The organism is Thiomicrolovo sp. ZZH C-3 (assembly GCF_054862725.1).
On the sequence record NZ_JBTKXX010000001.1, the window covers coordinates 783,144 to 808,141 of the forward strand.

The window sequence follows — 24,998 nt, forward strand, 5'->3', positions numbered from 1 at the left end:
GATTGTGCATACTTACGGAGTTAAGCACTTACTATATTTTGGGAAAGGGTAAAGAAGGCTAGTTAAGAGGCGGTTTCAAGTGCAACGACGGCGATGGCGAAGCCGCCGTCGTGGGTGATGGAGAGGGAGGCTTCGGTGATGCCGTACCGTGTGCGCACACTTTCGGAGAGGGTGAGCAGGGGGGCGCCGCGATCGGTTTTGCTGATGACGATGTCATGGAAGCCGCACTCGCCGCCGATGCCGCATCCCAATGCTTTGGCGCAGGCCTCTTTGGCGGCCCAGAAGCCTGCGGCGGTGTGGGGTTTGCCAACGAGGGCGATCTCGGCGGGGGAGAGAAAGCGCTGCAGCGCCCGGTCGCCGTGACGTGTGATCAGCCCCTCGATACGCTCGATCTTGACGAGGTCGATCCCGATCATAGCTGCTCGTAGTCGGCGATCTGGTGTTTTTCGCCGAGGGCACTCAGCGGTACGAAGCTTTTCTGCTCGGGGTCATAGTAGCGGATGTGCCCGTTCTCGATATCGTAGTACCAGCCGTGAATGAAGAGTTTCTCCTCTTTGACCAGTTTATTGACGTAGGGGTAGGTGAGGAGGTTTTCGATCTGCGAAAGGATGGAGAACTGTTCGGTGAGGCGCAGGAGTGTTTCGCGGTCCGCATCGGCTCCGAGGGCGGCGACCGCATTCTCCTTCGCTTTCATCCCCAGGGAGAGCCACTTGCGCGTATGGATAAGTTCGGGGTCGCTGATCTCCTCGTAGAGTGCCTGGCAGGCACCGCAATGGGTGTGGCCGCAGATGATGATCTCGGAGACCTTGAGGACGCTGACGGCGTATTCGATCGCCGTGGCGGTGGCGTGGAAATCTTCGTCAGGCTTATAGACGGGGACGAAATTGCCGACGTTGCGCATGACGAAGAGATCGCCGGGTTTGCTCTGTACCATGAGGTCGGGGATGACCCGGGAGTCCGAGCAGCCGATAAAGAGGGCTTTCGGGCTCTGCCCCTCCTTGGCGAGACGGAGCAGTTCCGCTTCATGCTCTTTGAAGTAGACCTTTTGAAAGAGCTCGTTGCCTTCGGCGTATGTCTGCATGGGGATCGATCAGAGCTTGCAGCGCTCGATGTTGAGCATCTTCATCAGCTTTTCGAAGATGGCTCCGGCTTCACGGTCATAATCGTCATGGTACTCCAGGACGATCAGCTTGCGCCCGTTGACACTTTCGGTCAGGTAGACGCTGCGGTCGAGCTTGTGCTCTTCGTGGATCTGTGCCAGGGCGGCATTGATCTCTTTGTACTGCTCTTCCGTATCGTAAGCCAGGGTGATTTTGGTGTAACGCTCTTCGCCTTTGTAGTCCGCATCAATGCATGGTGCTGCCATAGGAATCCTCTGCCGTTTAACTTTGGGTGATTATACTGCAACTCCTTTGAAGGAAGCAAATTGCGGGGGCGTTTCGCGGCCGGGGCGCTTGATGTGCTTCGATTCTGACCGCCAAATGGGTGGCGGCGGAGCGTTTGACGTGATGGGGAGAAGATCGGGGGATGTGGGCATATTCTTGAAGTCCGGTTGTGCTTCAAAAAAATCCACAGGGGCTCAGTCACCGACGGGCAGGTAGGCGTATCCTTCGCTCTGTTTTTCAATGAGCCCGACCCCGGCGTTCAACACGGTCGCGATGCCGGGGTAGATATCCTTGGCGTCGATCTTCTTCTTGGTCATGCCCGCCTGGCACATCAGGAAGGTCACCTCGTAGGTGTCGGCGAGGGCGGCGATGCGCTTGGCGAGTTCCGGGGCGGCCTTGAACAGTTCCGGGTCTTTGGCGAAGTCAAAGCGCGCCGGCTCTTTAAGAAAGAATTTGTAGGCGTTGCCGTGGATAACGACGGCGACGTCGAGCTCTTTGAGCTGGTTCTCAAAGTAGGTCTTGTGGGCGACGATCCCTTTGAGGATCTTCTGCTCAAAGGTGTGCAGATCACCGGTGGTCAGGTCGATGACGACTTTGGGGTTCTCCGCGGCGGAGAGCGAGAGGACGCTCAGCAGGATGAGAAAGAGTTTTTTCATGCAGTCTCCTTGGTGGAGTGCATCTTACCGGGGGAAAGTAAAAAATATGTAAAGGCTTCTGTTTAGTGTCCGGTCCCCGTGGCTGCCTGCGGTTTGGGACGGAACAAACGTAGGAGTAGAAGAATGAATCAAACCAGTTCGGCAGGGAGGGGAGCCGAGTGTGCAGGCAGCCCCGGGGACCGGACGGAGGGTTACTCCGTCAGGTCGCCCAGCAGCGTTTCGAAATCCTCCTGGGCCTTCATCAGTTCGGCTTTGGCCGCATCATCCTGGACGCGGGCGCTGCTCATCCAGTTGTAGACGCCGGGGAAACCGATGACGATTTTGTCTTCGCCTTTTTTCTTGTACATCATCATCGTACAGGGCGCAAAGGCCGACGCCTGGGGGCGTGTCTTGGCGACGTTGTAGATCACCTTCAGCTTGCAGATGGAGTAGCTGTCATAGAAGTCGAAAGGGTTGTCGATGCTTTCATCCTCCCCGACGACCATTTCGAAGTCGAGCGTGTTGGAGAGGACGAACCCTTTGGGGCTGAGACCGCCCTGGATGCCCATGGCGAGCTCCTCTTTGACATCCTCATACTCATCCTCTTCCACTTCGAGGCTGTAGGTTGAGACCAGCGGCCCCGTCGCCGGGAGCGGGTTCTCGTTTTCGATCACCATGGAGGCCTTCGGCATTGCTTTTTCAAGGGCTTTGAGCGCCGCCGCCTCGATCTTTTTCAGGAGCGGGTCGACGTTTTTGAGGCCGATGATCTTGGCCATCGCTTCGGCCGTCAGGACCGAGACGTGCAGCTGCTTCTCGCCTTTGTGCTGGTAGATACCGAAGCCCATCGGCACGAAAATCCCGGCGTCGGGATACTTGACGACGAGCTTGCGGGAGAGGTCCGTATGGTAGGCCGTCAGCAGGTAGAAGACCTCAAAGTCGCTCTGCTGGAACTGGATGTTGAACGGCTTGTTCATCTCCGTATTGGCGGCAATGGTGAAGCCGTTGGCCGCGAGTGAACGTTCGATCACCTGCGGCAGGTCGCTTTTGGGGTCGTTGTCAACGCTGAAAATACGCAGGTCACCCTGGGCATGCAGCGCGACAACGGCGGTTATCAGGAGAAAAAGTATCTTTTTCATCATAGTGTCATCCTTACGGTTTGATATAGACCCAGCCCTCTTTGACCCGTTCGATCATCTCGACGATGCCGGCGGTGACGACTTCGACGTCGTCGATGAGCTGGTCTTCGGTAATGTTCTTGGTACGCATCGTGTTGCCGCAGGCGACAAAGGTGACGTCGTACAGCATCAGCGTGCGTACCCGCTCCGCAATCTTGGGATTGTTTTTGAGCAGGGTGCGGATCCCGCCGGAGTAGGCGACGATCTCCATCTGGACCTTTTCGGGTCCATAGAACTTCAGGACGTTGTTGGCGGAGCTGAGGACATGGTTGATCGCCTCGTCGCTCCCTTCGGTCACCGAGAAAACGACCTGGCGGGGGTTGTCAAGGGCCGGCTTGGGGTCGGCGAACTCCGTATCGGCGTTCAGCCAGAGGGTAAGCCCCAGCAGGATGGTCAGATAACGCATGTTACTCCTTTGTGCACGCCGAAGCGGTCAGTGCGGTGAAATCCTCCCGGTTCCACGAACCCGGGACGGTTTTGATCACGCCCCCGTCGGGCTGCAGGATGACGAACGTCGGGGTCATCGGGACCCGCGCTTTAAAGGGAACATCCCGCTCCGAGAGGTTGATCTTGACCGGGACGAAGCACGCCTCGACCCAGCGGCTCATGGCCGGATCGTCAAAGACGGCCCGCTCCATGTCGTGGCAGTAGTGGCAGTCGTCGCGTACGAGGGCGGCCAGGATGTTCCTGCCGCTCTGGTGCGCTTCGGCCTTGCCTGCTTCCCAGCTGCGCCACTCGACGGCGTCGGCAAGCAGCGGCAACAGCAGCCACACCAGCTTATTCATCGTCCCACTCCAGCATCCGGTAGGCCACCTCGACGTTTTGCGCATGCATCGCATCATAAAGGGCGACATTGCGGAAAGCGTCGAGGCGGATCGTTTTGGTGGCCTCGGCAATGCCGATGCCATCGTCGATGGCATCGCGGACACGGTCGCGCAGCTGCGTCAGGTAAACATAGGTCATCTGCAGTGCGTCGCGTCCGGTGTGTGTGCCGTGGCCGCCGATAATGTGCTTCAGCGGCATCGCCTGTATCATCTCCAGCGCGGCGATCCACCCGTGGAGGTCGCCGTCACGCAGGGAGGGGATACGGTCGTTGAAGACCAGGTCCCCCGCAAAGAGCGTCTGGCGCGCAGGGAGGTAGACCAGGAGGTCTTCTGCGGTGTGTGCACGGCGGGTGAGGCGGATGATCCGCAGCTCCTCGCCGTCGACGTCCAGGGTTTCGTTGGTATCGACGTAGCGGGTGGGCAGCGCGATCTCCGTGCCCTCATAGGCCTCGGGGCTGATGCGCTGCTGCATCCGCGTCTTCTCCGTCAGGCTGACCGCTTTTTTGAAGAGACGGGGACCGATCACCTCGGCGCCCCGGGCTTCGAAGTAGCCGTTGCCGAGCCAGTGGTCGTCATGCACATGGGTGTCGATGACCGGGCCGGTTTTCTGTGGTTTGATGCCCTGCATAAGGGCCGAGGCCTCTTTGGCATAGGCGTAGGTCGGGCCGCTGTCGATGACGAGCCAGTGGCGGCCGGTATCGACATAGCAGCTGTTGACCATGTTGCCGTTGTTGACGGTGTTCATCACCTCCGGTTTCCCGAAGAAGCAGTAAATGCCCCGGTCGACGTTGACCGGTTCAAGGTGGTACTCGAACGCCAGCGCCGATGTGATACTAAGCCACACAGTCCAGAGCATTTTCATCTGTCATCCTTCTTAGAAGAGGTAATTCAGCTCGAAGCGGTACTCGTTATAGGAGTCTTTGTCGTACCCCGCTTCACGATCTTTGGCATCGACCAGGCCGATACGGACTTTGGCTTCGAGGCCCGGCACGGCTTTGACCTTTTCGATAAGGTCGATGTGGATAATGTTGCTGTCCGCCTGTACACCGGCCGCCTGCTTATCCTCGTCGAAGTCCTGCATCGCATAGCGGACCATCGCGCTCAGACCGGAGACCAGGTTGGCCTTGTCGAAGTTGAAGTTGACCTGCGCGGCAGTCGTTTTGGTATTGGCGTACCAGTTGTACTGCGCCATCGCGCGGGTATAGCCGCCCGTCGGGAAGCCGCGCCACGGGGCGACGATATCCGCTTCATCGGCGACGGCGGAGTAGGCCACCATCATCTTGAGCGGACCGGTCTCCGCGACCAGGCGTGCCATCCAGAGGCTGGAGTCGAGGCTGTCAGGTGTAGCGTAGCCTTTGGTGTCGTCAAAGACGGCCGTACCGCCGGTCCAGTCGACGAGGGTCCCTTTGAGGGAGGCACCACCGACTTTACCGCCGCCGTCATCCATCTGCTGCATGTAGCGGGCACCCGGGGTGATCTTCCAGCCGCCGAGTGGAATGGCGTAGTTGATCTCACCGGTCAGGGAGCTGACGACGCCCGGCACACCGCCGTAGGTTAGGTCGAGCTGCAGGTTCTTGATGGACTTGTTCTGAATGTCGGCTACGATCAGTGAATGGGTGATCTCTTCGCCCGCCGCGCGGAAGTTGTTGACGCTCAGACCCTTGTGGACCGCGGAGTCGTCATTGCCGTTCCAGTGCGTTTTGACGCTCGTATTGGAGTCATCATAGGTGAGGACATCGTGGAAGGTCTCATGGTCACGCAGCTTCTGCTGGTAGAACCAGGCACCGCGGATCCGTGTCTGCGGAAGCTCTTTGGTCGTGAAAGAGTACCCTTCAAAGGTGTTCGGGATCATCTTTGTGTCGTTGGACTTGGTCAGGAAGCTTTCGAAGATCTGACGGCCGGCGACGAAGCTGGTCTTGGAGATGTCATACTGAACGTAGGCCTGTGCCAGCGTCGCAAAACCGTAGTTGCCGAGGCGGTTGACGTTGTAGCGGCTGGTCGTATCCTTGCCCGCCTTGAGGTAGCCGATATTCGTTTCGGACATGCGTTCGCCCGGGAACGGTTCGTCGGTATAGTACAGACCCGCCCCGGCGCTCAGGCCGTAGAGGGATGCGGTTTTGTAGATCAGGTTACCGCCGAGCCCCAGGGCACGGTTGTCCTTGTTCTTCGTCTGTGCGGTATCGTCGTTTTTCCAGTCCCAGTTGAAGGAGTTGACGCGCAGACGGCCGTAGACGACGCCCTTGGCGAACATATCGGTGATGGTATCCGCCTTGCCGGGCACGACATTGTAGACTTCCATCATATTACCCTTCAGGGAGCGCTTGGGCGTGAACCCGTCATCGGCAGAGGAATTGCTTGCCAATGTACAGGCCAGCGCAGCCGCTGCAGCAGTCGAAATGAATTTCATTGATTTAATATTAGCCATTTACTCATCCTTTTTTCAACGTAAAAGAGAGATAATGTCACCGGTGATGAACGAATGTCCCCGTGACACTATCACTGGCTGGCGGCAGGTACCAGCTGCCGCCGTCTTGTCCTTAGACACCTACTCCTATGACACCGTGACGGTGCCAACCACGCAATCTCTTAACAACCGCCCCCTTTCGAAGGGCAGCCACAATCGTAATCCAACAGTCTGACATTGCCCGCGTTGCTGACATCCACCACTTTTTTGCGGCGGATATAGTCGCGGACGACGTCATAGACGGGACGGATCTTCGCCTGCTGGAGATTTTCGCCCGCATTTTGCAGGTTGCCTCCCCAGGACGAAACGGTATAGGTCCGTTTCGGGTCGATCGGTTTGCCCCCCACAAGAAGATTGCTGATACGCTTGCCGCGGGCGTTGCCGACACTGATGTCGTAGGTCACCCCGCCCAGGCGGCTCATGTCGCCGCCCTGCTGGTAGAGTGGGTTGGCGTTGAAAACGTTGTCAGCGATATCTTCAAGCAGGTTGGCGATACGTTCGCCCTTCAGCTCGAAGGTGTAGACGTTGGGATAGGTGATCCCGCACATCTCGTAGACGTTATCCATGAGGATGTCGTCTCCCGGAAGGACCGTCGTCCCCCAGCGGTAGCCCGGCGTGAAGGAGATGTCACACTTCATCTCGTCCATGATCGCATCGTTGATGAGCTGGTCGAAGGTCGAGAAGAAGGTGTCGCGCTTGTAGAGCAGCCCCTTCGTCTTCCCGAGCACTTCGTTGAGCTCTTTGTCAAACGGCGCGTAGAGCTCCGCGACGAGCTTTTCGCCCGCCGGGTCCGCCGGAATGATGTTCGACGCGACCGGGATGAGCTTGTACTCGTACCCTTTGACCTTGTGATCCGTGATATCGATGTCGAGGCGGCCGACGTATTTGCCGTGGCTGCCCGCGATGACGATGACCGTGCCGTCGATGACAATCGGTTTCGGGGAGGGGTCGTGCGTATGACCGCTGAGGATAAAGTCGATCCCGTGGACCTTGCGTGCCACCTCCTGGTCGACGCTGAAGCCGTCGTGCGACAGCACGACGACACAGTCGACCTTGTGCTCTTCACGCAGCTCGTCGACATACTCCTGCAGGGTGTCAAGCCGCAGCCCGAAGCTCCACCCCTCGGTGAACTCTTTGGGGTTCGCCGTGGAAGTGAACGGGAAAGACTGGCCGATGATGCCGATCTTCGCCCCGTTGCGCTCTTCAATCGTATAGGGCTCGAAAATGAGCTCTTCGTATTCTTCGGAGAAGGGATCGTCCCCGATGATGTTCTGGGAGACGAACTTCGCGTCGAGCATCCCGATGAGCTCTTTGACCCGCTCTTTGCCGTAGGTGAACTCCCAGTGGCCGACCATGACGTCGACGCCGAGGTAGTTTTGCGCCTTGACGATTGCTTCGCCTTCGGTCTTGAGCGCGACGCCGGTGCCCTGCCAGGTATCGCCCGAGTCGAGCAGCAGGACCTTCTCCTTGCCGCGCTGGCGTTTGACCTCGTTGATGAGCGTCTTCATGTGGGCGATGCCGCCCATCTTCCCGAACTTGCGCGCCAGGGCGGCAAAATCCATATGGGTGTCAAAGTAGGCGTCGAGGGAGCTCGGCTCCAGTCCGTAGTGCTTGGCAAAGGCTTCGCCGCAGAGGAAACCGGGCGTGCCGACGAGGTTCGGTGCCGAGATCAGCGTCGAAGGCTCGCGCCAGTAGAGCGGCTTGATGTGCGCATGCAGGTCACAGATGTGCAGCAGGGTCACATTGCCCGTTGCTTTGAAGTCATACAGATCGGCGAGCGAAATATCCGCGGGGCTTTTCCCCCCGACGGTCGTCGCGTAGCCGTTGGAAACCGTCACCAGTCCCAGCGCTGCGGCGATCTGCAGAAAGTCTCTTCTTGAAATATCCATAGCTGCTGTCCTTTAGCGTTTCAGGCCGGGGATGGCGATCGATTTGTTCTTCGCTTTGGCCAGGCTGGTGACGTAGACTTCCAGCCCCACCATCTCATCCGAACCGATCGGCAGTACCGCCAGCAGGGCGTTTTTCATACACCCCTGGAAACGGCGCTGCAGGGTGCGCAGGGAGGACTTCGTCATCCGGTAGGCCGGCCAGGTGGCGCCGGCGCCCGCTTCGCCGAGATCCGGCAGCGGCTGCGTCCGCAGCACGGAGCCGACGATATCGGCGGAGTGGCAGCTGTTGCACGAAAGCCCGCGGCCGCCGCGTGCGGTCATAAAGACCTCTTCGCCCAGTTTGTAGGCCGCCTTCATCTGCGGGTTGGCATTGATATCCAGGCTGACGGGCTCCTCGTTGGCCAGCGATTTGGCGTAGGCCAGCATCGCGAACATCTCGTTGCTTTTGAGCTTGAACGGTTTATGGCCGTTCTGGGCCATCAGCGCCTGCATCACCTGGTCGATGCCGAGGACGGCGTCAAACTGTTTGATATAGCGGGGAAAGCCGGCGATGTATGCCGGGAGTTTCGCTTCGGAAACGCCCAGGAACTTTGCCAGGCCGGCGTCGCCGCCGCAGTTCTCTTCGACGAGCTCGCCGCCCCATTCGACGTCCATCTCCGCCGGGTTGTTCTCCAGCAGTTCCGCATAGAGCGCGCGGTCCGCGTCGCTCATGGCGAACTGCTCGCCGCCCATGGCCAGCGTCCCGCAAAGCAGGGTGGCCGCAATGATTGATGTAACTTTCATGGCTCAGCCCTTCGGTTTGAGTTTTTTCGACTTCTCTTGGACTTCGCCGGTGTTGGTCTTGTAGACGACTTTCAGTGTCCCTGCTGCGGGCACTTTGAAGTTGATCGTGAAGACCGGGTTCGTCGAGACGGATTCCCAGACCTGCATCGTCGTGAACGGGGTGTCGTTGAAGAAGAACTTCACCTCGGTGATGTAATCGGCGGGCACGATCTTGCCGCTCTTCTTGTCCTTGCGCATCCCGGTTTCCATCGGGTGCATGACCATGAAGTTGACCTTGACGACGTCGCCGCTTTTAAACTTTTTCGGTTTGATTTTGATCAGTGATTTTCTTTCTGCCATTGTCTATCCTTTTTTGATGATACTCGGGTCTGAAGCGGCGATCAGCCGCAGCCGCCGATCGTAACTTTGACGCTCTGTTTCGCGCTGAGGAATTCGCCGGTGCTGGTTTCGGCGACGACGAGGACATCCTGGGAGCTGCCGAGCTTGATCCGTGTCGCGAACATCGCCGCGCCGTTGGCCGGTGTCAGCATGATGTCGGCGCAGCGGACGTTGCTGTTTTTCGTGGCGAAGACGTGGATCGCCTTGACGTAGTCGTCCGGTGTCATCGGGGAGTCGACTTCGACCGTGACGGGAACGACGGCACCGTTTTCCGCGATCTCCGGCGCTTTGAGGTGCACCTTTTTCGACGGTGTGACGGCCTTGCCGCCGGTAATGGCCTTGAGGGCCGCGTCGATATCCATCGTGTTGGGCCCTTTGGGCGCTTCCGCCGCGAGCAGGCTCTGCGGGGTGAGGGTTGCTGTTGCTGCCGTGGCCGCTGCGGCCAGTCCGATACGTTGTAAGAAACTTCTTCTTTGCATGGGTTCTCCTTTAGTGCTTGATGGAAACGATATACGATGTGATGTCGCAGATCTCACGTTCGGTAAAAAGACCGGTTGTGAGGTTGATCGTCATATGGGTGTTGGGATTGTCGACGCGTGCGTCGGCGATCTTCTGATAGACGAACTGGTTGTCCCGCGTACCCGTTTCAATGAAAAACGCGTGATAGTTGGTCAGGTCCGGTCCGATATTGCCGGCACCTTTGGCCCCTTCGATATTGTGGCAGGCCACACAGTTGCCGTACTGTTTCGGCGAGCCGTCGGCATTCTTCTTCGCCAGTCCCGCGGGCAGTTTGCCTTTGGCTTTGCTGCCGTTGAGGTTATGGAAAATAAAGGCACCGCGTGCGATTGCATCCTTATCGTCCGTGATACACCCTGCAGGCATCGTGTAGGCCTTGGCCGGCCCGAGCAGATCCTTCTGGATGATCGAGGCCGCTTCGGGCCGTTCGATGGCATCGGACAGGTTGGACGCGAACGCCACACCCAGACCGATGGTTGTACTGAGTAACAGCCATCTCTTCATCGTGTTTCTCCTTTTGGGGCGCCTCTAAGAGGTGCCCTTGACTTGGTTTCGAAAATTGTAACGGTGGAATGTAAAAACAATGTAAAAAAATATAAAGATTTTTGATGCGGGGTAAAAAAGTTCCTATTAGCGGATCAAATAGCAGGGGTTTGGCACAGATGGGGCGGGAAAACGTAGGTAAATGTGCTTCCTTGTTGCGGGACGGAAGAGACTTCCAGGGCGATGCCGGCCTCCTCCATAATCGCCTTGACGATGTTGAGCCCGATGCCGAAACCGCCCTTGCCCGTCTCTTCACGGTAGTAGCGTTCAAAGATCTTTTCGGTGTTCTCGATGCCGAGGCCGTAATCCTTGAAGGTGAGTTCGCAGCGGTGGTCGTACCGTTTCAGGGCGACCTCGACGATGCTGTTCTCATGGGAGTACTTGATGGCGTTGGAGATGTTGTTGTCGATGATGCGCTGCAGCTGGGTCTGGTTGAAGTGCAGGATCACCCCTTCATCGATCTCGGAGGCGATGGTGATCCCTTTCATCGCGGCGACCTCGTTGAAGTAGAGAATACGCTCGCGTACAAAAGCGCTGACGTCGATCTCCTCGTACTCGAACACGATCTGGCGGTTCTTGATGAGGTATTCCATATCGTTGTAGATGTTCGAGAGCGTCTTGGCCGCCGCTTTGATACGCTGCAGGTATTTGCTCTGCGGGTGCTTTCGGTTGTACAGATCGATATTGATGTTGATGATGGAGAGGGGGGTGTTGATCTCGTGGACGGTGTCTTTGATGAAGTTGTCCAGCTTCTGGTTGACCCGCTTGAAGGGGAGGGCGAAGCGCTGCAGGAAGAGCAGCGAAAGGAAAAAGACGAGCACGACGATGGCGATCAGGATCGTCGCGACGCGCTCGTAGACGGGGGCGTAGTTGAGATGGTTGGCGACGATGAGGTACTCCGCACCGAAATAGCGTTCGCGGGGGAGAGGGATGATGAGGTAGGCGCTGTGGCTTTCGTCGATGTGGTAGCCGGCGGCAAAGTGCTCTATCGGGAAGTCGATGAGGGTGAAGACCGGTTTGAAATGCAGGTCGTAAAGCCCCGAGACGATCCGTTTGAAACGGGGGTACTCGAAGTAGTTCTCGCGGTTCTCGTCATACTCCTCCATCGCGCTGATGATGCGCGATGCGTGTTGTTTGAGCATCAGTTCGTTCTGGATCCCGTGGATCTGCTTCATATAGACCGTGTAGACGTAGAGCGGTGCCAGCAGGATGACGGCGATCAGCCCCGTGTAGAGCGCGGCGTTCTTGAGGGCGTACTGGCTATCTTTCAATGATATATCCTATCCCGCGGCGGTTCTTGATGATGTCGGCGGGGAGCTTCTTGCGCAGGTTGTTGATCTGGACGCGGATGTTGGCGGGGTCGACGTATTCGCCCCACACCTCGTCCTGGAACATCGCCATGGAGACGGCCTGGTTCGTGTGGCGCAGCAGGACTTCCAGGATGTCATTCTCCGTCTTGCTCAGGGTGATGGGCTCCTCTTTGTAGCTCAGCTGCATCCGTTTCGTGTCGTAACGGAGGTCGGGGGCGAGCTCGATCGCTTCGCTGTGCTTGTAGTAGTAGCTGCGCAGGGCATGCTCGATGCGCAGCTGCAGCTCGGTGAGGTCGAAGGGTTTGCGGATGTAGTCGCAGCAGCCGCGCTTGTACCCCTCCTCGAGGTCTTTGGTCTGGGTCCGGGCGGTGATAAAGATGGCCGGGGTCTCGTTGCCTTCGGCGCGCAGGGTTTTGAGCAGTTCAAAGCCGCTGAGGCCGGGGACGTTGACATCGAAGAGGAAGAGGTCGAAGTGGGTGGCGCAGGCGGCGTCAAAAGCGTCGTCGCCGTTGGCGTAGGTCTCGACGGTGAAGTCAAGGTCTTCGAGAAACTCCTCGATACTGACGCGCAGGGCGTACTCATCTTCGAGCAGCAGAATTTTCATCGTATCTCTCCTTGGATCTTGCGGGCGAGTTTGTAGTGGAGCATCAGCGCGATCAGCTCCTCCTTGGTGTAGGTGGAGAGCACGTCGCGCGCCTCCTCCATAAAGAGTTCGCGGTCCTCTTCGGGCACCGTGTCCTTGAGCGAGAGCAGGGCCTTGTCGTAACCGCTGTGGTAGACCTTGTTGTCGTACTGCTCTTTCTTGACGATGTCGTAGAGGTTGTTGCGCGAAAACGCGAGCAGGAAAGAGAGGTTCTCCCCGCTGCGGGCGAAGTGCTCTATCCCTTTTTTGGGCATGATGAAGACAAAGGCGCCGATGGTCTCGCCGTCGCCGTTGTGCATCGGCTCGAAGAAGATGTATTTGTTCTCCCGGAGCATGACGCGCTCTTTGCGCAGCTGCTTCATGTCCAGGCGCTGCAGGACCTTGAGGTTGACGTTGTTGTAGCGGCGGTTGCCGACGAGGTACCAGGCGACGGAGGGGTTGTTCTGCATCAGGACGGCGGTGTTGTAGTAGCTGTCGTCAAGCAGGGCGTAGAGGTCGATGCCGAATTTGTGGAAGAAGTCGGTGCTGGCGTCGAAGAACTTCAGCACCTCGACGAAACCGAGCAGTTCGCCGTCCTCGTACATCGGCACGGTCGCCTTGATCCCCAGACGGCGTCCGACCTCGATGGAGGAGCGCGGCTTTTTGTGGAGGATGATCCCTTCGAGGTCGCGGCGGTAGGTGTCGAGCGGCATGCCTGAAAAGAGGTTGTCCGCATCCCAGCTGCGGGCGAAGAGCGTTGAATCCGCCGTGATGACCTGGGCGCGTACGAGCTCGGAAGTGTTTTGCTGGACTGTCTTGATCATTCGCTTGAGCAGGGCGAATCCGGCCTCGTCGTCGTCCTCTTTGAGGGCATTGCGCAGCACGTCGTTTTCGGAGAGGATGAGCGCAAAGCGCAGGGCATCCTCTTTCTCGTTACGCAGCTCCGTGCGCAGGGAGAGGCTGAGCTGGTCGCTGACCTCGTCGACGACTTGCCAGGAGACTTCTTTGTTCAGGGAGTAGACGACCCACGAGAGCAGGGCAAGCATCGCGGCAAAGGGGAAAATAAACCAGAACCGCCTCGTGGTGATGATCGTCAACGTTTTCTTTGTCATAAGGGAGTGATGATAGCCGGATAATATAAATATTGTATAAATATTTTAAATCTGATACATGGTTTTTCAGTACGCGGTTCGGCGCTATGTCAAATTGTTGATTTGCATACGCAAAAGGGGCCGGGGAATGTATTTTAAAAAACTGTCTCTTATCGTTAAAGATGGTTTGAGTACAATGGCCGCAACGGTTTCGGACGCGGGAAGCGCCGAAAATTACGAGACAAAGGATGGCGGGATGCTGAGAACGATTTTGGGAACGGTGATACTTCTGGCGGCGCTGCAGGCAGCGGCGGCACCGAGTGTGACATTGAAGGTGCAACAGCAGGAGCAGCGGCTCTACAAGACGGAGACGAAGACGGTCACATCCAACCTGTTCGATATCAAGGGGTCGAAGGAGACGATGGCGCAGATCGCGGCGGCGGGTGTGACGCTTCCGATGGAAGTCAACCAGACCCAGGCGATGGTGAAAACGCTCAAGACGGGCCGTGCGGCGAAGGGCGGTAAACTCCCCTTCAGCGGAAGTCTGGACAATGCGGCCAGTGTCGTCAGCAGCCGGGGCAACCAGGCGACGCAGAAACATTTCGAGGTGACGGGAAGCTTTGACGGTGCCAAACCTGTCATTGAAACCGTCAAGGGGGAGGGGATCACCCCGGAGCTTGAAGGCCGGGTGAAGCAGGCCCTGGCCAATGCCATGGCTTCGCCCGTCTACCCGGAAAAACCGATCAAGGTCGGAGAGCACTTTACGCAGCAGGTGCCGGTCACCCTCCCGATGCAGGGGGCCGCGCCGATCCAGATGGTTCTGACGACCACCTATACGCTCAAAAAGATCGACGGTGCCAAGGCCCACTTTGACATTGCACAGCATTACGCCCTTGCCCCCGGCGCGGACCAGAAGACGTTAACGCTCGGCGGAGAGGGGCACGGGGCGATGACCTATGACAGCACGCTGTCGCAGGTGACGGCGCTGAAGACGGAGGGGATGATGGACCTGAGCGTCACAAACGGCGACAAGGTCTCCATGATCAAAACGACGACGGTCAGTACTGTCACGACGACGGTCACGCCGGTCAAATAACTTCCCTCTTTTGGCAGCCTGAGCGGCTGCTCACATCCAGTCAATTAATTTGGTAACTTCGTCGACGGCGTAGCATTTCACGCCGTGGCTCTGCTGCGGCTTCTTGGCGACGAGGGCTTTCGCGATGCCGTGCATGGAAAGTTCGCGCAGGCGGGTGTCGAGCTGGAAGACTTCGCGCACGTCACCCACCAGGGAGACTTCGCCGATGAAGACGGTCTCCTTGGAGACGGTGCGGTCGCGGAAGCTGCTGATGATGGCGGCAAGCACGGCGAGGTCGGCAGCGGTCTCGTTGATCTTGATACCGCCGGTAATATTGATGAAGACGTCGTAGGAGTTCAGCGGCAGCTCCAGTTTCCGCTCCAGCAGGGCCAGGAGCATGCCCAGGCGGTTGGTCTCAAAGCCCGTCGCCTGGCGCTTGGGGTTGGAGGCGTGTGACTCGCTCACCAGCGCCTGGACTTCGAGGATGATCGGACGCGATCCCTCCATGATGACGGTGAGCGCCGAACCGCTCTGCGCACGGTTTTTGTCGAAGAAGCGCGACCCGATGTCCTTGGCACTGACGAGCCCCTCGTTGCGCATCTCGAAAACGCCGATCTCGCTGGTGGGGCCGAAGCGGTTTTTGAACCCGCGCAGGATCCGCAGCTCCTGGGCGCTGTCCCCTTCGAAGTAGAGCACGGTGTCGACCATGTGCTCCAGCACCCTCGGCCCGGCGATGGAGCCCTCTTTGGTGATGTGGCCGATGATAAAGATGGCGATGCGCCGCTCTTTGGCGATGCGCATCAGCTCGAAGGTGATCTGGCGCACCTGGGTGACGGAGCCGGGCGCGGAGGTGACGGCCTCGCTGTAGAGGGTCTGGATGGAGTCGACGATGAGGCATTCGTAGTCGCGGTGGGCCAGTTCGGAGAGCACCTGCTCCAGGCGGATCTCGCTGAGGAGGTAGAGGTTGTCGGCGTTGGCGTCGAGGCGGTTGGCGCGCAGTTTGACCTGCCCTTCGCTCTCTTCGCCGGTGACATAGAGGGTGTTGCGGCCGCCCTGGGCAATGTTGGCGCCGATCTTGAGCAGCAGGGTCGATTTGCCCACGCCCGGGCTGCCGCCGATCAGCGTCAGCGAACCGGGGACAACCCCGCCGCCGAGGACCATGTCGAGTTCCACGTCGTCGGAGCTGAAACGCTCCACCTCGGTGTGGGCGATCTCGTTGATGGGCTGGGCCTTGGCCTTGCCGGTGACGGCGGCAGAGGTCTGTTTTAAGACCTCCTGCTGCTGTTCGCTAAGCTCAACGAGGGAGTCCCATGCCCCGCAGTTGGGACACTTGCCCATCCATTTGGCCGAGGTGAAGCCGCAATGCTGGCATTCGAACACTGTTTTTTTCTTGGCCACGATGCCTCCGTATATCCGTATTGTGTGGGAAAGCATAGCATACCGCCCGTTGCGGCGGTCATACTATGACGCAGTGACAGCTGATCTTTTAAATCGTTCCATTGAGGAAAAATAAAGTGCGGTCGAACTGCACGCGCCCTGCAAGAAGTACCCGCGGAGTGCGGGCCCGCTGCCGAAGCGAACCTAGTGTTAACGTAGGTATCCGGGCTTGCAGGAAACATCGCTTTGCGAGCGGTACCCTTGTTTTGCTCGGATGCCGTTTACTCTGCCTCAAATATGGGGTCGAGAAAGCCGTCGATGAACTCGAACTTGTTGAACGGCACGAGGTCGTCGGGCTGCTCGCCGACGCCGACGAAGAAGATCGGCAGCCGCAGCGCGTAGGCGATGGAGAAGATCGATCCCCCCTTGGCCGTGCCGTCGAGCTTGGTGATGATGATGCCGTCGACATCGACCATGTCGTTGAACGCCTTGGCCTGGGCAATGGCGGAGTTGCCCTGGGTGCCGTCGATGATGAGGATCTTGCGGTGGGGGGCGCCGGCGTGGGCCTTGTCGCAGATGCGGACGATCTTTTTGAGCTCCTCGGAGAGGTTCGTCTGGGTGTGGAGCCGCCCGGCGGTATCGATGATGACATGTTCGAAACCGCGGGCTTTGGCCGACTCGATGGCGTCGTAGGCGACGGCGGAGGGGTCGTGCCCCTGGCGCGAGGAGACGATGGGCACGCCCAGGCGGTCGGCCCAGCGGGTCAGCTGTTCGATGGCCGCGGCGCGGAAGGTGTCGGAGGCCCCCAGAAGCACCCGCTCCCCCGCATTCATGTAGTGCTGGGTCAGCTTGGCGATCGTCGTAGTCTTGCCCGCGCCGTTGACCCCGATGATGAGATCGACGAAGGGTTTTTCGTGCTCGGGTTGCTCGTAGTTTGCCCAGGCGAGGGTCGCCATCAGTTTCGATTCGAGCTGTTCGCGCGTCACATCGTCGGTGTAAAGCTCGCGCATGATGATCTCGATGAGATCGTATTCGACATCCGCCTCAAGCAGAATATCTTCCAGTTCATCCTTGGGGATGCGTTTGCGTTTTTTCGGGGCGACGCTTTTCATCGCCTCCGCGGTCTTTTGAAGCCCTTTTTTGAAGAAACCGAGCATGGTCTATTGTGCCTCCGCCAGCGCTTTCAGGTCGGATTCGAGCATCTCCTCGGGAATGAGCCCCGAGTAGTATTTGACGAAACGGCCGTTTTTATAGACCACCATCAGCGGGATGGGGAAGTCCTGGCCTACGCCGATGGCGCCGGCGACGGCGCGGGAGAACTTCTGGTTATCAGGCGAGTTTACGAGAGTGTACTCCACGCCGATATCTTCCGCGAAACGCTTATAGTAGGCGTTGTCGTTCCCCTCTTCGATGGTGACACCGATGATGCGGACCTTGCCCGCCAGTTTTTTCTGGAGGCTGCTCAGGTGCGGCGCCTCGGCACGGCAGGGCGGGCACCAGGTGGCGAAGATGTCGTAGACGACGACCGGTTCGGGGATCCCGCTGATACGGAAGTCCGTCCCGGATTTGGTCACTTCATAAGCGGATCCGTTGATATCGTTGAGTGTATAAACGGTTTTGGCGATCAGCGCTTCGGCGTCGCCGCCCTGGGCGCCGTTTTTGCTGTCGCTGCAGCCGCCGAGCATCAGCAGCGCCGCCAGTGCGGCAATCGTGAACTGTTTTACCATCATTTTTATACCTGTTTGTTAAAATGGCCGATATTATAACCCATCTCCGGTAAAGCCCCATTACCCGGGCCGCGCAGGTGGTTTCAAGCGAGGTGCCTCATGACGAAAGCTGCATTCCGCGACATCTGCCTGGACAAGCAGCGGTCGGTCTGGGAACACAACCGGCTCGAGCGGGACAAACGGCTCTGTGACGCGCTGTATGCGGAAGTGCGTGCCGGAGGCGGGAAAGATATCCTGCTCTTCTGGCCGCTGGGCAGCGAGCCGGACCTGCGTCCGCTGCTGCACCGGCTGCGCCGGGAGGGGTGGAATGTCTATCTGCCTTTTATGGTCGGTGCAAGCTTCCGGATGGTACCATTTAGATACCCGATGTTCCGTAAAAAATTTGGGATTTACGAGCCGGGATTCAGTAATAGAAACATTAAAAAGATTGATATAGCTGTGGTGCCAGCCGTTGGGGTTGACGCACAGGCACGCCGCATCGGATTCGGCAAGGGGATGTACGACCGTTTCTTTGCCCGATTGAACAGAAAACCAAAAACGATCTTTGTTCAACTCGAAGAGTGTATGACAAACGAGAAAATTTGCGATGATTACGATGTTTCGGCTGATGTGCTGTTGACACCGTCGGCCCGCTATGAAGCAGCGGGGACGATACATGATAAACGAAATACTCTCAGGAGGCGCGATCGCCACTATTAGCGGCGTGGTGGGCTTTTTCATTTCGAAAAAGATCACGAGCGCTCACCTCGATTTTTATACGGAACAGGCGAAGGCCAAAGCCAAAACCATCGAAAAAGAGGCGGAGGCCCTGCTGGTAGGCGCCTCGGAAAGAGCGCGCAAAACCGAAGAGCGGGCGGAGCACCGCTACGAGGATGCCGTGCGCCGCGCCGAACACGACCTTGCCGAGCGCGAATCGACGATGACCCGCCGCGAAAAAGACCTGGAGCGCTTTGTCCGCCAGGAGCGCGAGGCGGTCGAACACGAACTCAAAGTGGCCGGCAGCAAGCGTCTGGCCGTCGAGCGCCGCGAGAAGGCGCTGATCCAGCTGCAAAACGATTTCGAGCGCCGAACGGACGAGGCGATCCGTGCCGTCGAACGCAGCGCCGGTATGACCAAGGAAGAGGCGCGCCAGCTGCTGCTGTCACAGGTGGAGGCGCGTTCGCGCGACGAGATCGCCCATATCGTGCGCCGCTACGAGAACGAGGCGCGGGAACAGGCCGAGCGGCATGCGAACTTCCTGCTGGCCCAGGCGACCAGCCGCTTTGCGGGCACCTTTGCTTCGGAGCGGCTGATCAGCGTGGTGCACCTGGACGACGATGAGCTCAAAGGGCGCATCATCGGCAAGGAGGGGCGCAACATCAAGGCCCTGGAGATGGTGCTCGGCGTCGATATCATCATTGACGAGACCCCCAAAGAGATCGTGGTGAGCAGCTTCAACCTCTATCGCCGCGCCATTGCGACGCGGACCCTGGAGCTGCTGATCGAGGACGGGCGCATCCAGCCCGCACGGATCGAGGAGATCCATGCGAAGGTCACGGCCGAGTACGAGGAGAAGGTCCTGCATGAAGGCGAAGAGGTCGTCTTCGAGACCGGCGTGGGGCCGATGCATCCGGAGCTGATGAAACTGATCGGACGGCTGCGCTACCGTGCCAGCTACGGGCAGAACGCCCTGGCGCACACCCTCGAAGTCGCCAACATGGCGGGGATCATCGCCGCGGAACTCGGCGGGGACCCGAAGATGGCCAAACGGGCCGGGCTGCTGCATGACATCGGCAAGGCTCTGACCCACGAGCACGAGGGGAGCCACGTCGACCTGGGGGCCGAGGTGTGTCGACGGTATGATGAGGACACCATCGTGATCAACGCGATCTTCGCCCACCACGGCCAGCAGGAGATGGACTCCATCGAGTGTGCCGCCGTCTGTGCCGCCGACGCCCTTTCCGCCGCCCGCCCGGGTGCGCGCCGCGAGGTGCTCGAGAGCTTTCTGAAACGGGTGACGGAGATCGAGGAGATCGCGTCGCGCCACCCCGGCGTCCGGCAGGCCTACGCCATCAACGCCGGCCGCGAGGTCCGCGTGATCGTCAATGCCGAAGTCGTCAGCGACGACGAAACGGCGCTGCTGGCCAAGGAGATCGCCGATGAGATCGCCCAGAGCGTCAGCTACCCGGGCGAGATCAAGGTAAACGTCATCCGCGAACTGCGCAGTGTGGAGTACGCACGCTGAAACACGATAACTGTGTCTGTTTCTTAAACAGGATACGTTAGTAAACAGTGCTAGAATGCCCGCTGCATTTTAAGATCGGTTTTAGAGAACCGAATGACGCCAAGGAACGTATCGATGGATAAAGCACAGACGCTTGAACAGCTCAGCGCGGCTAAAAAAGCGCATATCAAATGGGTCAACCGTGCGAAGGCCCTTGTCGGGGGGCTCCCGGTTGAAAAGGACGCCATCCCCGTCGACAGTACGGACTGCCAGTTCGGCCAGTGGTTTTACGGCGAGGGGCAGAAGCTGCATGCGATACCCGGCATGGACCGGCTCAGTACGATCGAAACCCTGCATTTTACGCTGCACGACACCTACCTGAAGATTTTCGAACTCTATTTCGGAGAGATGAACCGCTCGTTTTTCAGCAAGCTGTTCAATATGAAGCCCAAGGTCTCCGACAGTGACAAAGTGTTGGCAAAGGAGCATTTCCAGCAGCTCGAAGCGGTTTCGAAGGAGCTGCTCGACGAGATCGGTCGGCTGGAGCGTCGGCTCAACGCGATGAGCGCGGAGAGCTTCGAGGAGAAGTAGCTGGGGGGCTAGTGCTTGACGGTGACGACGACGGCGCCGCGCAGGTCGTTCATACGGTAGCCCGTCGCTTTGTCCTCGGGGTAGCGTTCGCGGATTGCTTTGGCAAGCTCCGGCAGTTTGTCGATATCGCCATGGCATTTGAGGCAGGCCGCTTTGTTGATCAGCAGCGGCTTGTAGTATTTGTAGACACCGTCTCCGACGACTTCGACGACTTCATCGGGCAGAACGACCCCGTTGGCCTGCAGGGTTTCGAGGGATTCGAGGATCGCTTTTTCACTTCCCTGCGGCGCATTGGCCGGGTTGCGGTACTGGAGACTGATCCGCTTGACGCCCACCTCGGAGCCCATGGACTGGTCGACGACCTCCGTCAGGGTATAGGCGTGGTCGCTGCAGAATCCGAAGGCCTCCATCGGGCCGCCGGATTTGAGATGCTTCTGAAGATTGCCGCCGAGGCTTTTAAGCAGCGCGGATGAGGCTTTCTGGCCGATCGTCTTGACCGCTTCGATCTCTTCGGGTTTGCTTTCATAGGGGTTGGCCAGCAGGGCCGCCGCCAACAAAGTCGTGGACAACAAAATCTTTTTCATCAATCAATCCTTCAAAATGTGTGTGGTGCCATTCTAACGTTTTTTCAGGAAAACGGGTACGGCTGTGTACTGTCAGGTGGCGTAGAGCTGTTCGACTTCCATCTCATTGATATCGGAATCGTCATAGGGGTCGGTGTGGATAAAGGGGTGGACCCTGTCGTTGGGGAAGAGCATCCGCATCATGCTCTCCACCTGGTCGCTCACCTTATGGGCATCGAGCAGGGAAGTAGCGTCGTCAAAGACGAGATGCACGGAGACAAAGATGTCACTGCCCGCCCGCCGGGTCTGGAGGTGGTGGTGGCCGTTGATCTTCTGCAGCCGGTTGAGCATGGTCGTGATGCGGGCGGTCTCCTCCTTGGTGAGGGAGATGTCCAGCAGCATCATCAGTCCCTCTTTGAGGATAGGGAAGGCGGAGTAGATCATGTAGATCGCGATGCCGATCCCCAGCAGCGGGTCGATCAGCTCGAAACCGCTGTAGTGGATGATGCCCAAAGAGAGCAGGATCGCCCCGTTGGTAAAGAGGTCGGTCTTGTAGTGCAGGGCGTCGGCACGGATGACGAGGTTGTTGTTCTTCTTCGCGACGTGGTTGAGAAAGAGGACCAGGGCACCGGTGAGGATGATGGAGAAGAGCATGACCCCCATGGAGGCTTCCATATACTCGATCGCCCGCGGGGTGATGATCTTGTCGATGGCGCTGTACAGGATAAAGAGCCCGGAGATGGAGATGATGGTCCCCTCGATGACCGAGGCGACCGCTTCGAGTTTGCCCAGCCCGAAGTTGAAGTTTTCATCGGGCTTGCGTTCGGACTGGTGCAGTGCGAAGAAGTTGAAGATCGAGACCGAAAGGTCCAGCAGGGAGTCGATCGCAGACGCCAGGACGGCCACGGAGCCGCTGATGATCCCGATGGCAAGTTTGAACAGTACGAGGATGCCCGCCGTCGTACTGGAAATTAAGGTCGCTTTTTTCTCGATACGCATGAGGCCGATTTTAGCGAAAGATGGCTAAAATGCGTCTCATAAGGGCCAAAGCGAGCAAGGAGTTACAATGCAGTTACCCCAGATTTCAATCCCCCTCACACTGCCGTTCGAGGTGCCGGCGATGCTGCACCCGGTCATCATCCATTTCGCGCTGGTGCTGCCGATCGTCGTTTTGCTGATCGAGCTGGCGAACCTGGGCTTTAAGCGCCGGGCCCTCAGCCTGACGTCGCTGGGGCTGCTGCTGCTCTCCCTGCTCTTCTTCGTGGCCGCCTATTACACCGGTAAAGCGGACGGGAGCGAAGCCTTTGAGCTGCTTGGTGCGGAAGCACGCGAAGCGCTGGCGGCGCATAAAATGCTCGGGACCTACCTCGTCTACGCGCTGCTGATCCCGCTGGTGTTCAAACTGACGGCGATGCTCCTGGCGCAGAAGTGGGCCCGTGGTGCGCTGATCGTGACGCTGATCATGGTGATCAGTTTTATGGTTAAACAGGGGTACGACGGCGGCGAACTTGTCTACCGTTACGGCGTCAACGTGGCGGCGGTCACCGAGGCGCACGAAGCCGCCTCCGATGCGCGCGATGCGCTGGAGGATATGAACGAGACGGTCACGGAACAGTCCGCGGAGATCGAAACCCTCAAGGCGCAGATCGCGGCGATGCAGCAGCAGGTCGGCGAGAGTTTCGGACAGAAGGTCGACAAGGCGGTGACGGACGCCGTATCCAAAGTCAAAGAGATCTTCAGCGACGACAACGCCAGCAAAGCGGCGCCGCAGGAAGAGCGCACGCCGTCAACCGAGGCGAACGGAACCATTTGAACGTGACGTCTTCCCCCCTTGATGCCGTCCGCCGCGAGCGCGAAGCGTGGATGGGATGGAAAAACATCGCCCCGCTGCGTGAAGCCCTCGCAGCCCTTCCCGAGATCGAGACCGCCTGCAGTTACGGGGATACGGTCGCTCTGACGACGGCGGCCGATGTCGATCATGCGCAGATCGAAAAGGTCGCCCGGTTGCTGATGCCGTGGCGCAAAGGGCCTTTCGAGCTGTTCGGGCTCTTCATCGATACCGAGTGGCAGAGCTTTATGAAATACAACCTGCTGCGTCCCCACTTCAATCTGCAGGGGAAACGGGTCGCGGATATCGGCTGCAATAACGGCTACTACCTCTTCCGGATGCAGGAGGATGCCCCGGCAAAGCTGGTCGGGTTCGATCCCTCGGCGCTCTACAAAACCCAGTTCGATTTCATCAACCATTTTGCAAAGACGGAGATCGTCTACGAACTGTTGGGAGTCGAACATCTGCCGCAGTACGAGGAGAAGTTCGACACGATCTTCTGCCTGGGAGTGCTTTACCACCGCAGCGACCCTGTCGCCATGCTTAAGCAGCTCTTTAAAGGGCTGGACCGCAGCGGGGAGGTCTATCTCGATACCTTTATGATCGACGGCGAGGAAGAGATCTGCCTGACCCCGGCGGGCGCCTACTCGAAGATCCCCAACATCTACTTTGTCCCGACGGTCCCGGCGCTGCGTAACTGGTGCCTCCGCGCGGGCTTCTCCGGCTTCGAGGTACTGGAGACCTCGGTGACGACACCGCAGGAGCAGCGTAAAACAGAGTGGATAGAGGGGCAGAGCCTGGAGGATTTCCTGGACCCAGACGATCCGTCAAAGACCGTTGAGGGTTACCCCGCTCCCAAGCGGGTCTATGTACGACTGACAAAGGAGCCCAAAGCATGATAGTGAACACCCATCTGAAGATAGACAACGGCCTTTGCGGTACGGTTATCACCCTGGAAAAGGGACGTGCGGCCGTGGAGCTGGAGACGACGCCGGTCATGGCGGCGGATGAAAAAGGGCTGGTGCACGGCGGATTCATTTTCGGGGCGGCGGACTACGCGGCGATGGCCTGTGTGAATGAACCGACCGTCGTGCTGGCGGGGAGCAGCTGCCGTTTTCTGGCCCCCTCAAAAGTCGGGGATACGCTCCTTTTTAAAGCCGAATCTCTTGAGGATGACGGCAAAAAATATCAGATAACGGTTAATGCATATTGCGGCGAAACCAAGGTGTTTACCGGGGAGTTTACGGCTGTCGTACTGCCGAAACACGTGCTGGGATGAGCGGTTTTTACACAGTTTTTGTATAAAAAATTCAAAAAAGTTCGATTTCCTCTAAGTTATTTAATTTTTTGATAGTACAATTTTATCACATTGACAACTAAGGAGTAGTAAGTTGAAAAACGTAATGACAGTGATCGCAGCCTTCTTCATCGCGATGATGGTAAGCGGATGTGCGACAATGCATATGGGTTGGACTGCGGTAACGCAGCAGTATAAACTGGATGACGGCGCGATGGAAGCGTACGACAAGATGTTCACCAAAGTCACCGAGTACGGCGACCCGGCAAGAGCAATGATGCAGGAGTGGAAAGTCAACGCCGACATTCCGAACGACGATGTTGCCGAGACGATCAAGTCCCTCGCGGAAGAGTACAACATGCGTGTCACGGGTGACATCAAGATGTATACAAAAGACGATGCCGCACCGGACGAAGTCAAGCACGCGCGTATCTTCTCCCTTTGTAGCCTCCCGATCGCGAAAGTATTCCTGAACTACTCCCGCTACTACGGCGGTTTCATGCCGTGCCGCATCATGCTGGTTGAATACGGTAACGGTGACCGCTGGCTCGTCAGCATGGATATGACCCTCGCGATCCACGGTGGATATGAACTCCCGGCTGATATGCTCAAAATGGCACTCAGCGTCAAAAAAGCGATGGATGAAGTTCCGGCGCGCGCAGCGATCGGCGATTTCTAAGAAGCCGTTGCTTTACCGGGACGCGCCCGTGCGCGTCTCACCC

The 24,998-nt window shown here is 58.2% G+C and carries 30 protein-coding genes; 8 read left to right on the forward strand and 22 right to left on the reverse strand.

All coding sequences use genetic code 11. The features are described 5' to 3' along the window. Positions 1-62: 62 nt before the first annotated feature. From acpS to ACXWTF_RS04030, 17 genes are all read right to left on the reverse strand, one after another. A complete protein-coding gene (acpS, locus tag ACXWTF_RS03950; RefSeq protein ID WP_461713708.1) occupies positions 63-416 on the reverse strand; it encodes a holo-ACP synthase in 354 nt (117 codons plus the stop codon). Continuing rightward, positions 413-1,081, reverse strand: a complete 669-nt coding sequence (locus ACXWTF_RS03955; protein WP_461713709.1) for a carbonic anhydrase — start codon at positions 1,079-1,081, stop codon at positions 413-415. The genes acpS and ACXWTF_RS03955 overlap by 4 nt, the downstream gene beginning before the upstream one ends. Positions 1,082-1,090: 9 nt before the next feature. After that, positions 1,091-1,366: a hypothetical protein gene (locus tag ACXWTF_RS03960; RefSeq protein ID WP_461713710.1), complete on the reverse strand. Its 276-nt coding sequence runs from the start codon at positions 1,364-1,366 to the stop codon at positions 1,091-1,093. Positions 1,367-1,579: 213 nt separating this feature from the next. After that, a complete protein-coding gene (locus ACXWTF_RS03965; RefSeq protein ID WP_461713711.1) occupies positions 1,580-2,041 on the reverse strand; it encodes a DsrE family protein in 462 nt (153 codons plus the stop codon). Between the two features lie 191 nt (positions 2,042-2,232). Then, positions 2,233-3,159: a DUF302 domain-containing protein gene (locus ACXWTF_RS03970; protein WP_461713712.1), complete on the reverse strand. Its 927-nt coding sequence runs from the start codon at positions 3,157-3,159 to the stop codon at positions 2,233-2,235. 10 nt (positions 3,160-3,169) lie between these two features. Continuing rightward, a complete protein-coding gene (locus ACXWTF_RS03975; protein WP_461713713.1) occupies positions 3,170-3,601 on the reverse strand; it encodes a DsrE family protein in 432 nt (143 codons plus the stop codon). Between the two features lies 1 nt (position 3,602). Next, positions 3,603-3,980: a thioredoxin family protein gene (locus ACXWTF_RS03980; protein WP_461713714.1), complete on the reverse strand. Its 378-nt coding sequence runs from the start codon at positions 3,978-3,980 to the stop codon at positions 3,603-3,605. Beyond that, positions 3,973-4,881 (reverse strand): MBL fold metallo-hydrolase, encoded by a 909-nt coding sequence (locus ACXWTF_RS03985; RefSeq protein ID WP_461713715.1) that lies wholly within the window; start codon positions 4,879-4,881, stop codon positions 3,973-3,975. Before ACXWTF_RS03985 ends, ACXWTF_RS03980 begins: the two co-directional genes overlap by 8 nt. Before the next feature lie 12 nt (positions 4,882-4,893). Beyond that, complete coding sequence (locus tag ACXWTF_RS03990) at positions 4,894-6,444, reverse strand: OprD family outer membrane porin (protein WP_461713716.1); 1,551 nt, start codon at positions 6,442-6,444, stop codon at positions 4,894-4,896. Positions 6,445-6,605: 161 nt separating this feature from the next. After that, entirely contained in the window at positions 6,606-8,372 is a 1,767-nt protein-coding gene (gene soxB, locus ACXWTF_RS03995; protein ID WP_461713717.1) for a thiosulfohydrolase SoxB, read from the reverse strand. A gap of 12 nt (positions 8,373-8,384) precedes the next feature. Next, complete coding sequence (gene soxA, locus ACXWTF_RS04000; protein ID WP_461713718.1) at positions 8,385-9,155, reverse strand: sulfur oxidation c-type cytochrome SoxA; 771 nt, start codon at positions 9,153-9,155, stop codon at positions 8,385-8,387. A gap of 3 nt (positions 9,156-9,158) precedes the next feature. Then, positions 9,159-9,494: a thiosulfate oxidation carrier complex protein SoxZ gene (gene soxZ / locus ACXWTF_RS04005; protein ID WP_231020494.1), complete on the reverse strand. Its 336-nt coding sequence runs from the start codon at positions 9,492-9,494 to the stop codon at positions 9,159-9,161. 41 nt (positions 9,495-9,535) lie between these two features. Beyond that, the gene (gene soxY / locus ACXWTF_RS04010) at positions 9,536-10,012 is read right to left on the reverse strand and encodes a thiosulfate oxidation carrier protein SoxY (protein WP_461713719.1); all 477 of its coding nucleotides are present in this window, start codon (positions 10,010-10,012) and stop codon (positions 9,536-9,538) included. Between the two features lie 10 nt (positions 10,013-10,022). Then, positions 10,023-10,553, reverse strand: coding sequence for a sulfur oxidation c-type cytochrome SoxX (gene soxX / locus ACXWTF_RS04015; RefSeq protein ID WP_461713720.1), 531 nt, complete (start codon positions 10,551-10,553; stop codon positions 10,023-10,025). Positions 10,554-10,687: 134 nt separating this feature from the next. Next, complete coding sequence (locus ACXWTF_RS04020; protein ID WP_461713721.1) at positions 10,688-11,863, reverse strand: sensor histidine kinase; 1,176 nt, start codon at positions 11,861-11,863, stop codon at positions 10,688-10,690. After that, a complete protein-coding gene (locus ACXWTF_RS04025) occupies positions 11,853-12,506 on the reverse strand; it encodes a response regulator transcription factor (RefSeq protein ID WP_461713722.1) in 654 nt (217 codons plus the stop codon). The genes ACXWTF_RS04020 and ACXWTF_RS04025 overlap by 11 nt, the downstream gene beginning before the upstream one ends. After that, a complete protein-coding gene (locus tag ACXWTF_RS04030; protein ID WP_461713723.1) occupies positions 12,503-13,636 on the reverse strand; it encodes a cache domain-containing protein in 1,134 nt (377 codons plus the stop codon). The genes ACXWTF_RS04025 and ACXWTF_RS04030 overlap by 4 nt, the downstream gene beginning before the upstream one ends. 235 nt (positions 13,637-13,871) lie before the next feature. Here ACXWTF_RS04030 and ACXWTF_RS04035 point away from each other — a divergent pair, with 235 nt between their 5' ends. Continuing rightward, positions 13,872-14,711 carry a hypothetical protein gene (locus ACXWTF_RS04035; protein ID WP_461713724.1) on the forward strand — a complete coding sequence of 280 codons (840 nt, stop codon included), beginning with the start codon at positions 13,872-13,874 and terminating at the stop codon, positions 14,709-14,711. Between the two features lie 30 nt (positions 14,712-14,741). Here the strand turns inward: ACXWTF_RS04035 and radA are convergent, their stop codons facing one another. The 3 genes from radA to ACXWTF_RS04050 form a co-directional block, all read right to left on the reverse strand. Next, a complete protein-coding gene (gene radA / locus ACXWTF_RS04040) occupies positions 14,742-16,088 on the reverse strand; it encodes a DNA repair protein RadA (protein ID WP_461713725.1) in 1,347 nt (448 codons plus the stop codon). A 260-nt stretch (positions 16,089-16,348) separates the two neighbouring features. Continuing rightward, positions 16,349-17,224 carry a signal recognition particle-docking protein FtsY gene (gene ftsY / locus ACXWTF_RS04045; protein ID WP_461713726.1) on the reverse strand — a complete coding sequence of 292 codons (876 nt, stop codon included), beginning with the start codon at positions 17,222-17,224 and terminating at the stop codon, positions 16,349-16,351. A 3-nt stretch (positions 17,225-17,227) separates the two neighbouring features. Continuing rightward, entirely contained in the window at positions 17,228-17,797 is a 570-nt protein-coding gene (locus tag ACXWTF_RS04050; protein ID WP_461713727.1) for a TlpA family protein disulfide reductase, read from the reverse strand. 96 nt (positions 17,798-17,893) lie between these two features. Between ACXWTF_RS04050 and ACXWTF_RS04055 the strand changes: the two genes are divergently transcribed. The 3 genes from ACXWTF_RS04055 to ACXWTF_RS04065 all read left to right on the forward strand — a co-directional run bounded on the left by ACXWTF_RS04055 (position 17,894) and on the right by ACXWTF_RS04065 (position 20,588). Continuing rightward, complete coding sequence (locus ACXWTF_RS04055) at positions 17,894-18,493, forward strand: 5-formyltetrahydrofolate cyclo-ligase (RefSeq protein WP_461713728.1); 600 nt, start codon at positions 17,894-17,896, stop codon at positions 18,491-18,493. Continuing rightward, the gene (rny, locus tag ACXWTF_RS04060; RefSeq protein WP_461713729.1) at positions 18,450-20,018 is read left to right on the forward strand and encodes a ribonuclease Y; all 1,569 of its coding nucleotides are present in this window, start codon (positions 18,450-18,452) and stop codon (positions 20,016-20,018) included. Before ACXWTF_RS04055 ends, rny begins: the two co-directional genes overlap by 44 nt. Positions 20,019-20,132: 114 nt before the next feature. After that, complete coding sequence (locus tag ACXWTF_RS04065) at positions 20,133-20,588, forward strand: CZB domain-containing protein (protein ID WP_461713730.1); 456 nt, start codon at positions 20,133-20,135, stop codon at positions 20,586-20,588. A gap of 8 nt (positions 20,589-20,596) precedes the next feature. Here ACXWTF_RS04065 and ACXWTF_RS04070 read toward each other — a convergent pair whose 3' ends face one another. Then, on the reverse strand, positions 20,597-21,172 hold the full coding sequence (locus ACXWTF_RS04070) for a Tll0287-like domain-containing protein (RefSeq protein ID WP_461713731.1): 576 nt from the start codon (positions 21,170-21,172) through the stop codon (positions 20,597-20,599). 72 nt (positions 21,173-21,244) lie between these two features. Next, positions 21,245-22,150: a cation diffusion facilitator family transporter gene (locus ACXWTF_RS04075; protein ID WP_461713732.1), complete on the reverse strand. Its 906-nt coding sequence runs from the start codon at positions 22,148-22,150 to the stop codon at positions 21,245-21,247. 67 nt (positions 22,151-22,217) lie between these two features. On the opposite strand from ACXWTF_RS04075, the gene ACXWTF_RS04080 reads away from it, so the two are divergent. The 4 genes from ACXWTF_RS04080 (at position 22,218) to ACXWTF_RS04095 (ending at position 24,955) form a co-directional block, all read left to right on the forward strand. After that, positions 22,218-22,964 (forward strand): DUF2231 domain-containing protein, encoded by a 747-nt coding sequence (locus ACXWTF_RS04080; protein ID WP_461713733.1) that lies wholly within the window; start codon positions 22,218-22,220, stop codon positions 22,962-22,964. 50 nt (positions 22,965-23,014) lie between these two features. Then, on the forward strand, positions 23,015-23,878 hold the full coding sequence (gene cmoB / locus ACXWTF_RS04085) for a tRNA 5-methoxyuridine(34)/uridine 5-oxyacetic acid(34) synthase CmoB (protein ID WP_461714567.1): 864 nt from the start codon (positions 23,015-23,017) through the stop codon (positions 23,876-23,878). After that, on the forward strand, positions 23,875-24,258 hold the full coding sequence (locus tag ACXWTF_RS04090; protein WP_461713734.1) for a hotdog domain-containing protein: 384 nt from the start codon (positions 23,875-23,877) through the stop codon (positions 24,256-24,258). The genes cmoB and ACXWTF_RS04090 overlap by 4 nt, the downstream gene beginning before the upstream one ends. A gap of 112 nt (positions 24,259-24,370) precedes the next feature. Next, positions 24,371-24,955: a DUF302 domain-containing protein gene (locus ACXWTF_RS04095; protein ID WP_461713735.1), complete on the forward strand. Its 585-nt coding sequence runs from the start codon at positions 24,371-24,373 to the stop codon at positions 24,953-24,955. Positions 24,956-24,998 lie beyond the last annotated feature (43 nt).

Excerpts from the sequence above, each read along its gene's own strand:
- ACXWTF_RS03980 (WP_461713714.1), bottom strand. The coding sequence starts at position 3,980 with ATGAATAAGCTGGTGTGGCTGCTGTTGCCGCTGCTTGCCGACGCCGTC.
- ACXWTF_RS04025 (WP_461713722.1), bottom strand. The coding sequence starts at position 12,506 with ATGAAAATTCTGCTGCTCGAAGATGAGTACGCCCTGCGCGTCAGTATC.
- soxZ (WP_231020494.1), bottom strand. The coding sequence starts at position 9,494 with ATGGCAGAAAGAAAATCACTGATCAAAATCAAACCGAAAAAGTTTAAA.
- ACXWTF_RS04055 (WP_461713728.1), top strand. The coding sequence starts at position 17,894 with ATGACGAAAGCTGCATTCCGCGACATCTGCCTGGACAAGCAGCGGTCG.
- cmoB (WP_461714567.1), top strand. The coding sequence starts at position 23,015 with ATGGGATGGAAAAACATCGCCCCGCTGCGTGAAGCCCTCGCAGCCCTT.
- ACXWTF_RS03960 (WP_461713710.1), bottom strand. The coding sequence starts at position 1,366 with ATGGCAGCACCATGCATTGATGCGGACTACAAAGGCGAAGAGCGTTAC.
- ACXWTF_RS04070 (WP_461713731.1), bottom strand. The coding sequence starts at position 21,172 with ATGAAAAAGATTTTGTTGTCCACGACTTTGTTGGCGGCGGCCCTGCTG.
- ACXWTF_RS03975 (WP_461713713.1), bottom strand. The coding sequence starts at position 3,601 with ATGCGTTATCTGACCATCCTGCTGGGGCTTACCCTCTGGCTGAACGCC.
- rny (WP_461713729.1), top strand. The coding sequence starts at position 18,450 with ATGATAAACGAAATACTCTCAGGAGGCGCGATCGCCACTATTAGCGGC.
- ACXWTF_RS04030 (WP_461713723.1), bottom strand. The coding sequence starts at position 13,636 with ATGACAAAGAAAACGTTGACGATCATCACCACGAGGCGGTTCTGGTTT.
- ftsY (WP_461713726.1), bottom strand. The coding sequence starts at position 17,224 with ATGCTCGGTTTCTTCAAAAAAGGGCTTCAAAAGACCGCGGAGGCGATG.
- ACXWTF_RS04080 (WP_461713733.1), top strand. The coding sequence starts at position 22,218 with ATGCAGTTACCCCAGATTTCAATCCCCCTCACACTGCCGTTCGAGGTG.
- acpS (WP_461713708.1), bottom strand. The coding sequence starts at position 416 with ATGATCGGGATCGACCTCGTCAAGATCGAGCGTATCGAGGGGCTGATC.
- ACXWTF_RS03970 (WP_461713712.1), bottom strand. The coding sequence starts at position 3,159 with ATGATGAAAAAGATACTTTTTCTCCTGATAACCGCCGTTGTCGCGCTG.
- soxY (WP_461713719.1), bottom strand. The coding sequence starts at position 10,012 with ATGCAAAGAAGAAGTTTCTTACAACGTATCGGACTGGCCGCAGCGGCC.
- ACXWTF_RS04090 (WP_461713734.1), top strand. The coding sequence starts at position 23,875 with ATGATAGTGAACACCCATCTGAAGATAGACAACGGCCTTTGCGGTACG.
- ACXWTF_RS03965 (WP_461713711.1), bottom strand. The coding sequence starts at position 2,041 with ATGAAAAAACTCTTTCTCATCCTGCTGAGCGTCCTCTCGCTCTCCGCC.
- ACXWTF_RS04035 (WP_461713724.1), top strand. The coding sequence starts at position 13,872 with ATGCTGAGAACGATTTTGGGAACGGTGATACTTCTGGCGGCGCTGCAG.
- ACXWTF_RS03955 (WP_461713709.1), bottom strand. The coding sequence starts at position 1,081 with ATGCAGACATACGCCGAAGGCAACGAGCTCTTTCAAAAGGTCTACTTC.
- ACXWTF_RS04050 (WP_461713727.1), bottom strand. The coding sequence starts at position 17,797 with ATGATGGTAAAACAGTTCACGATTGCCGCACTGGCGGCGCTGCTGATG.
- soxX (WP_461713720.1), bottom strand. The coding sequence starts at position 10,553 with ATGAAGAGATGGCTGTTACTCAGTACAACCATCGGTCTGGGTGTGGCG.
- soxB (WP_461713717.1), bottom strand. The coding sequence starts at position 8,372 with ATGGATATTTCAAGAAGAGACTTTCTGCAGATCGCCGCAGCGCTGGGA.
- ACXWTF_RS04075 (WP_461713732.1), bottom strand. The coding sequence starts at position 22,150 with ATGCGTATCGAGAAAAAAGCGACCTTAATTTCCAGTACGACGGCGGGC.
- ACXWTF_RS03985 (WP_461713715.1), bottom strand. The coding sequence starts at position 4,881 with ATGAAAATGCTCTGGACTGTGTGGCTTAGTATCACATCGGCGCTGGCG.
- ACXWTF_RS04065 (WP_461713730.1), top strand. The coding sequence starts at position 20,133 with ATGGATAAAGCACAGACGCTTGAACAGCTCAGCGCGGCTAAAAAAGCG.
- soxA (WP_461713718.1), bottom strand. The coding sequence starts at position 9,155 with ATGAAAGTTACATCAATCATTGCGGCCACCCTGCTTTGCGGGACGCTG.
- ACXWTF_RS03990 (WP_461713716.1), bottom strand. The coding sequence starts at position 6,444 with ATGGCTAATATTAAATCAATGAAATTCATTTCGACTGCTGCAGCGGCT.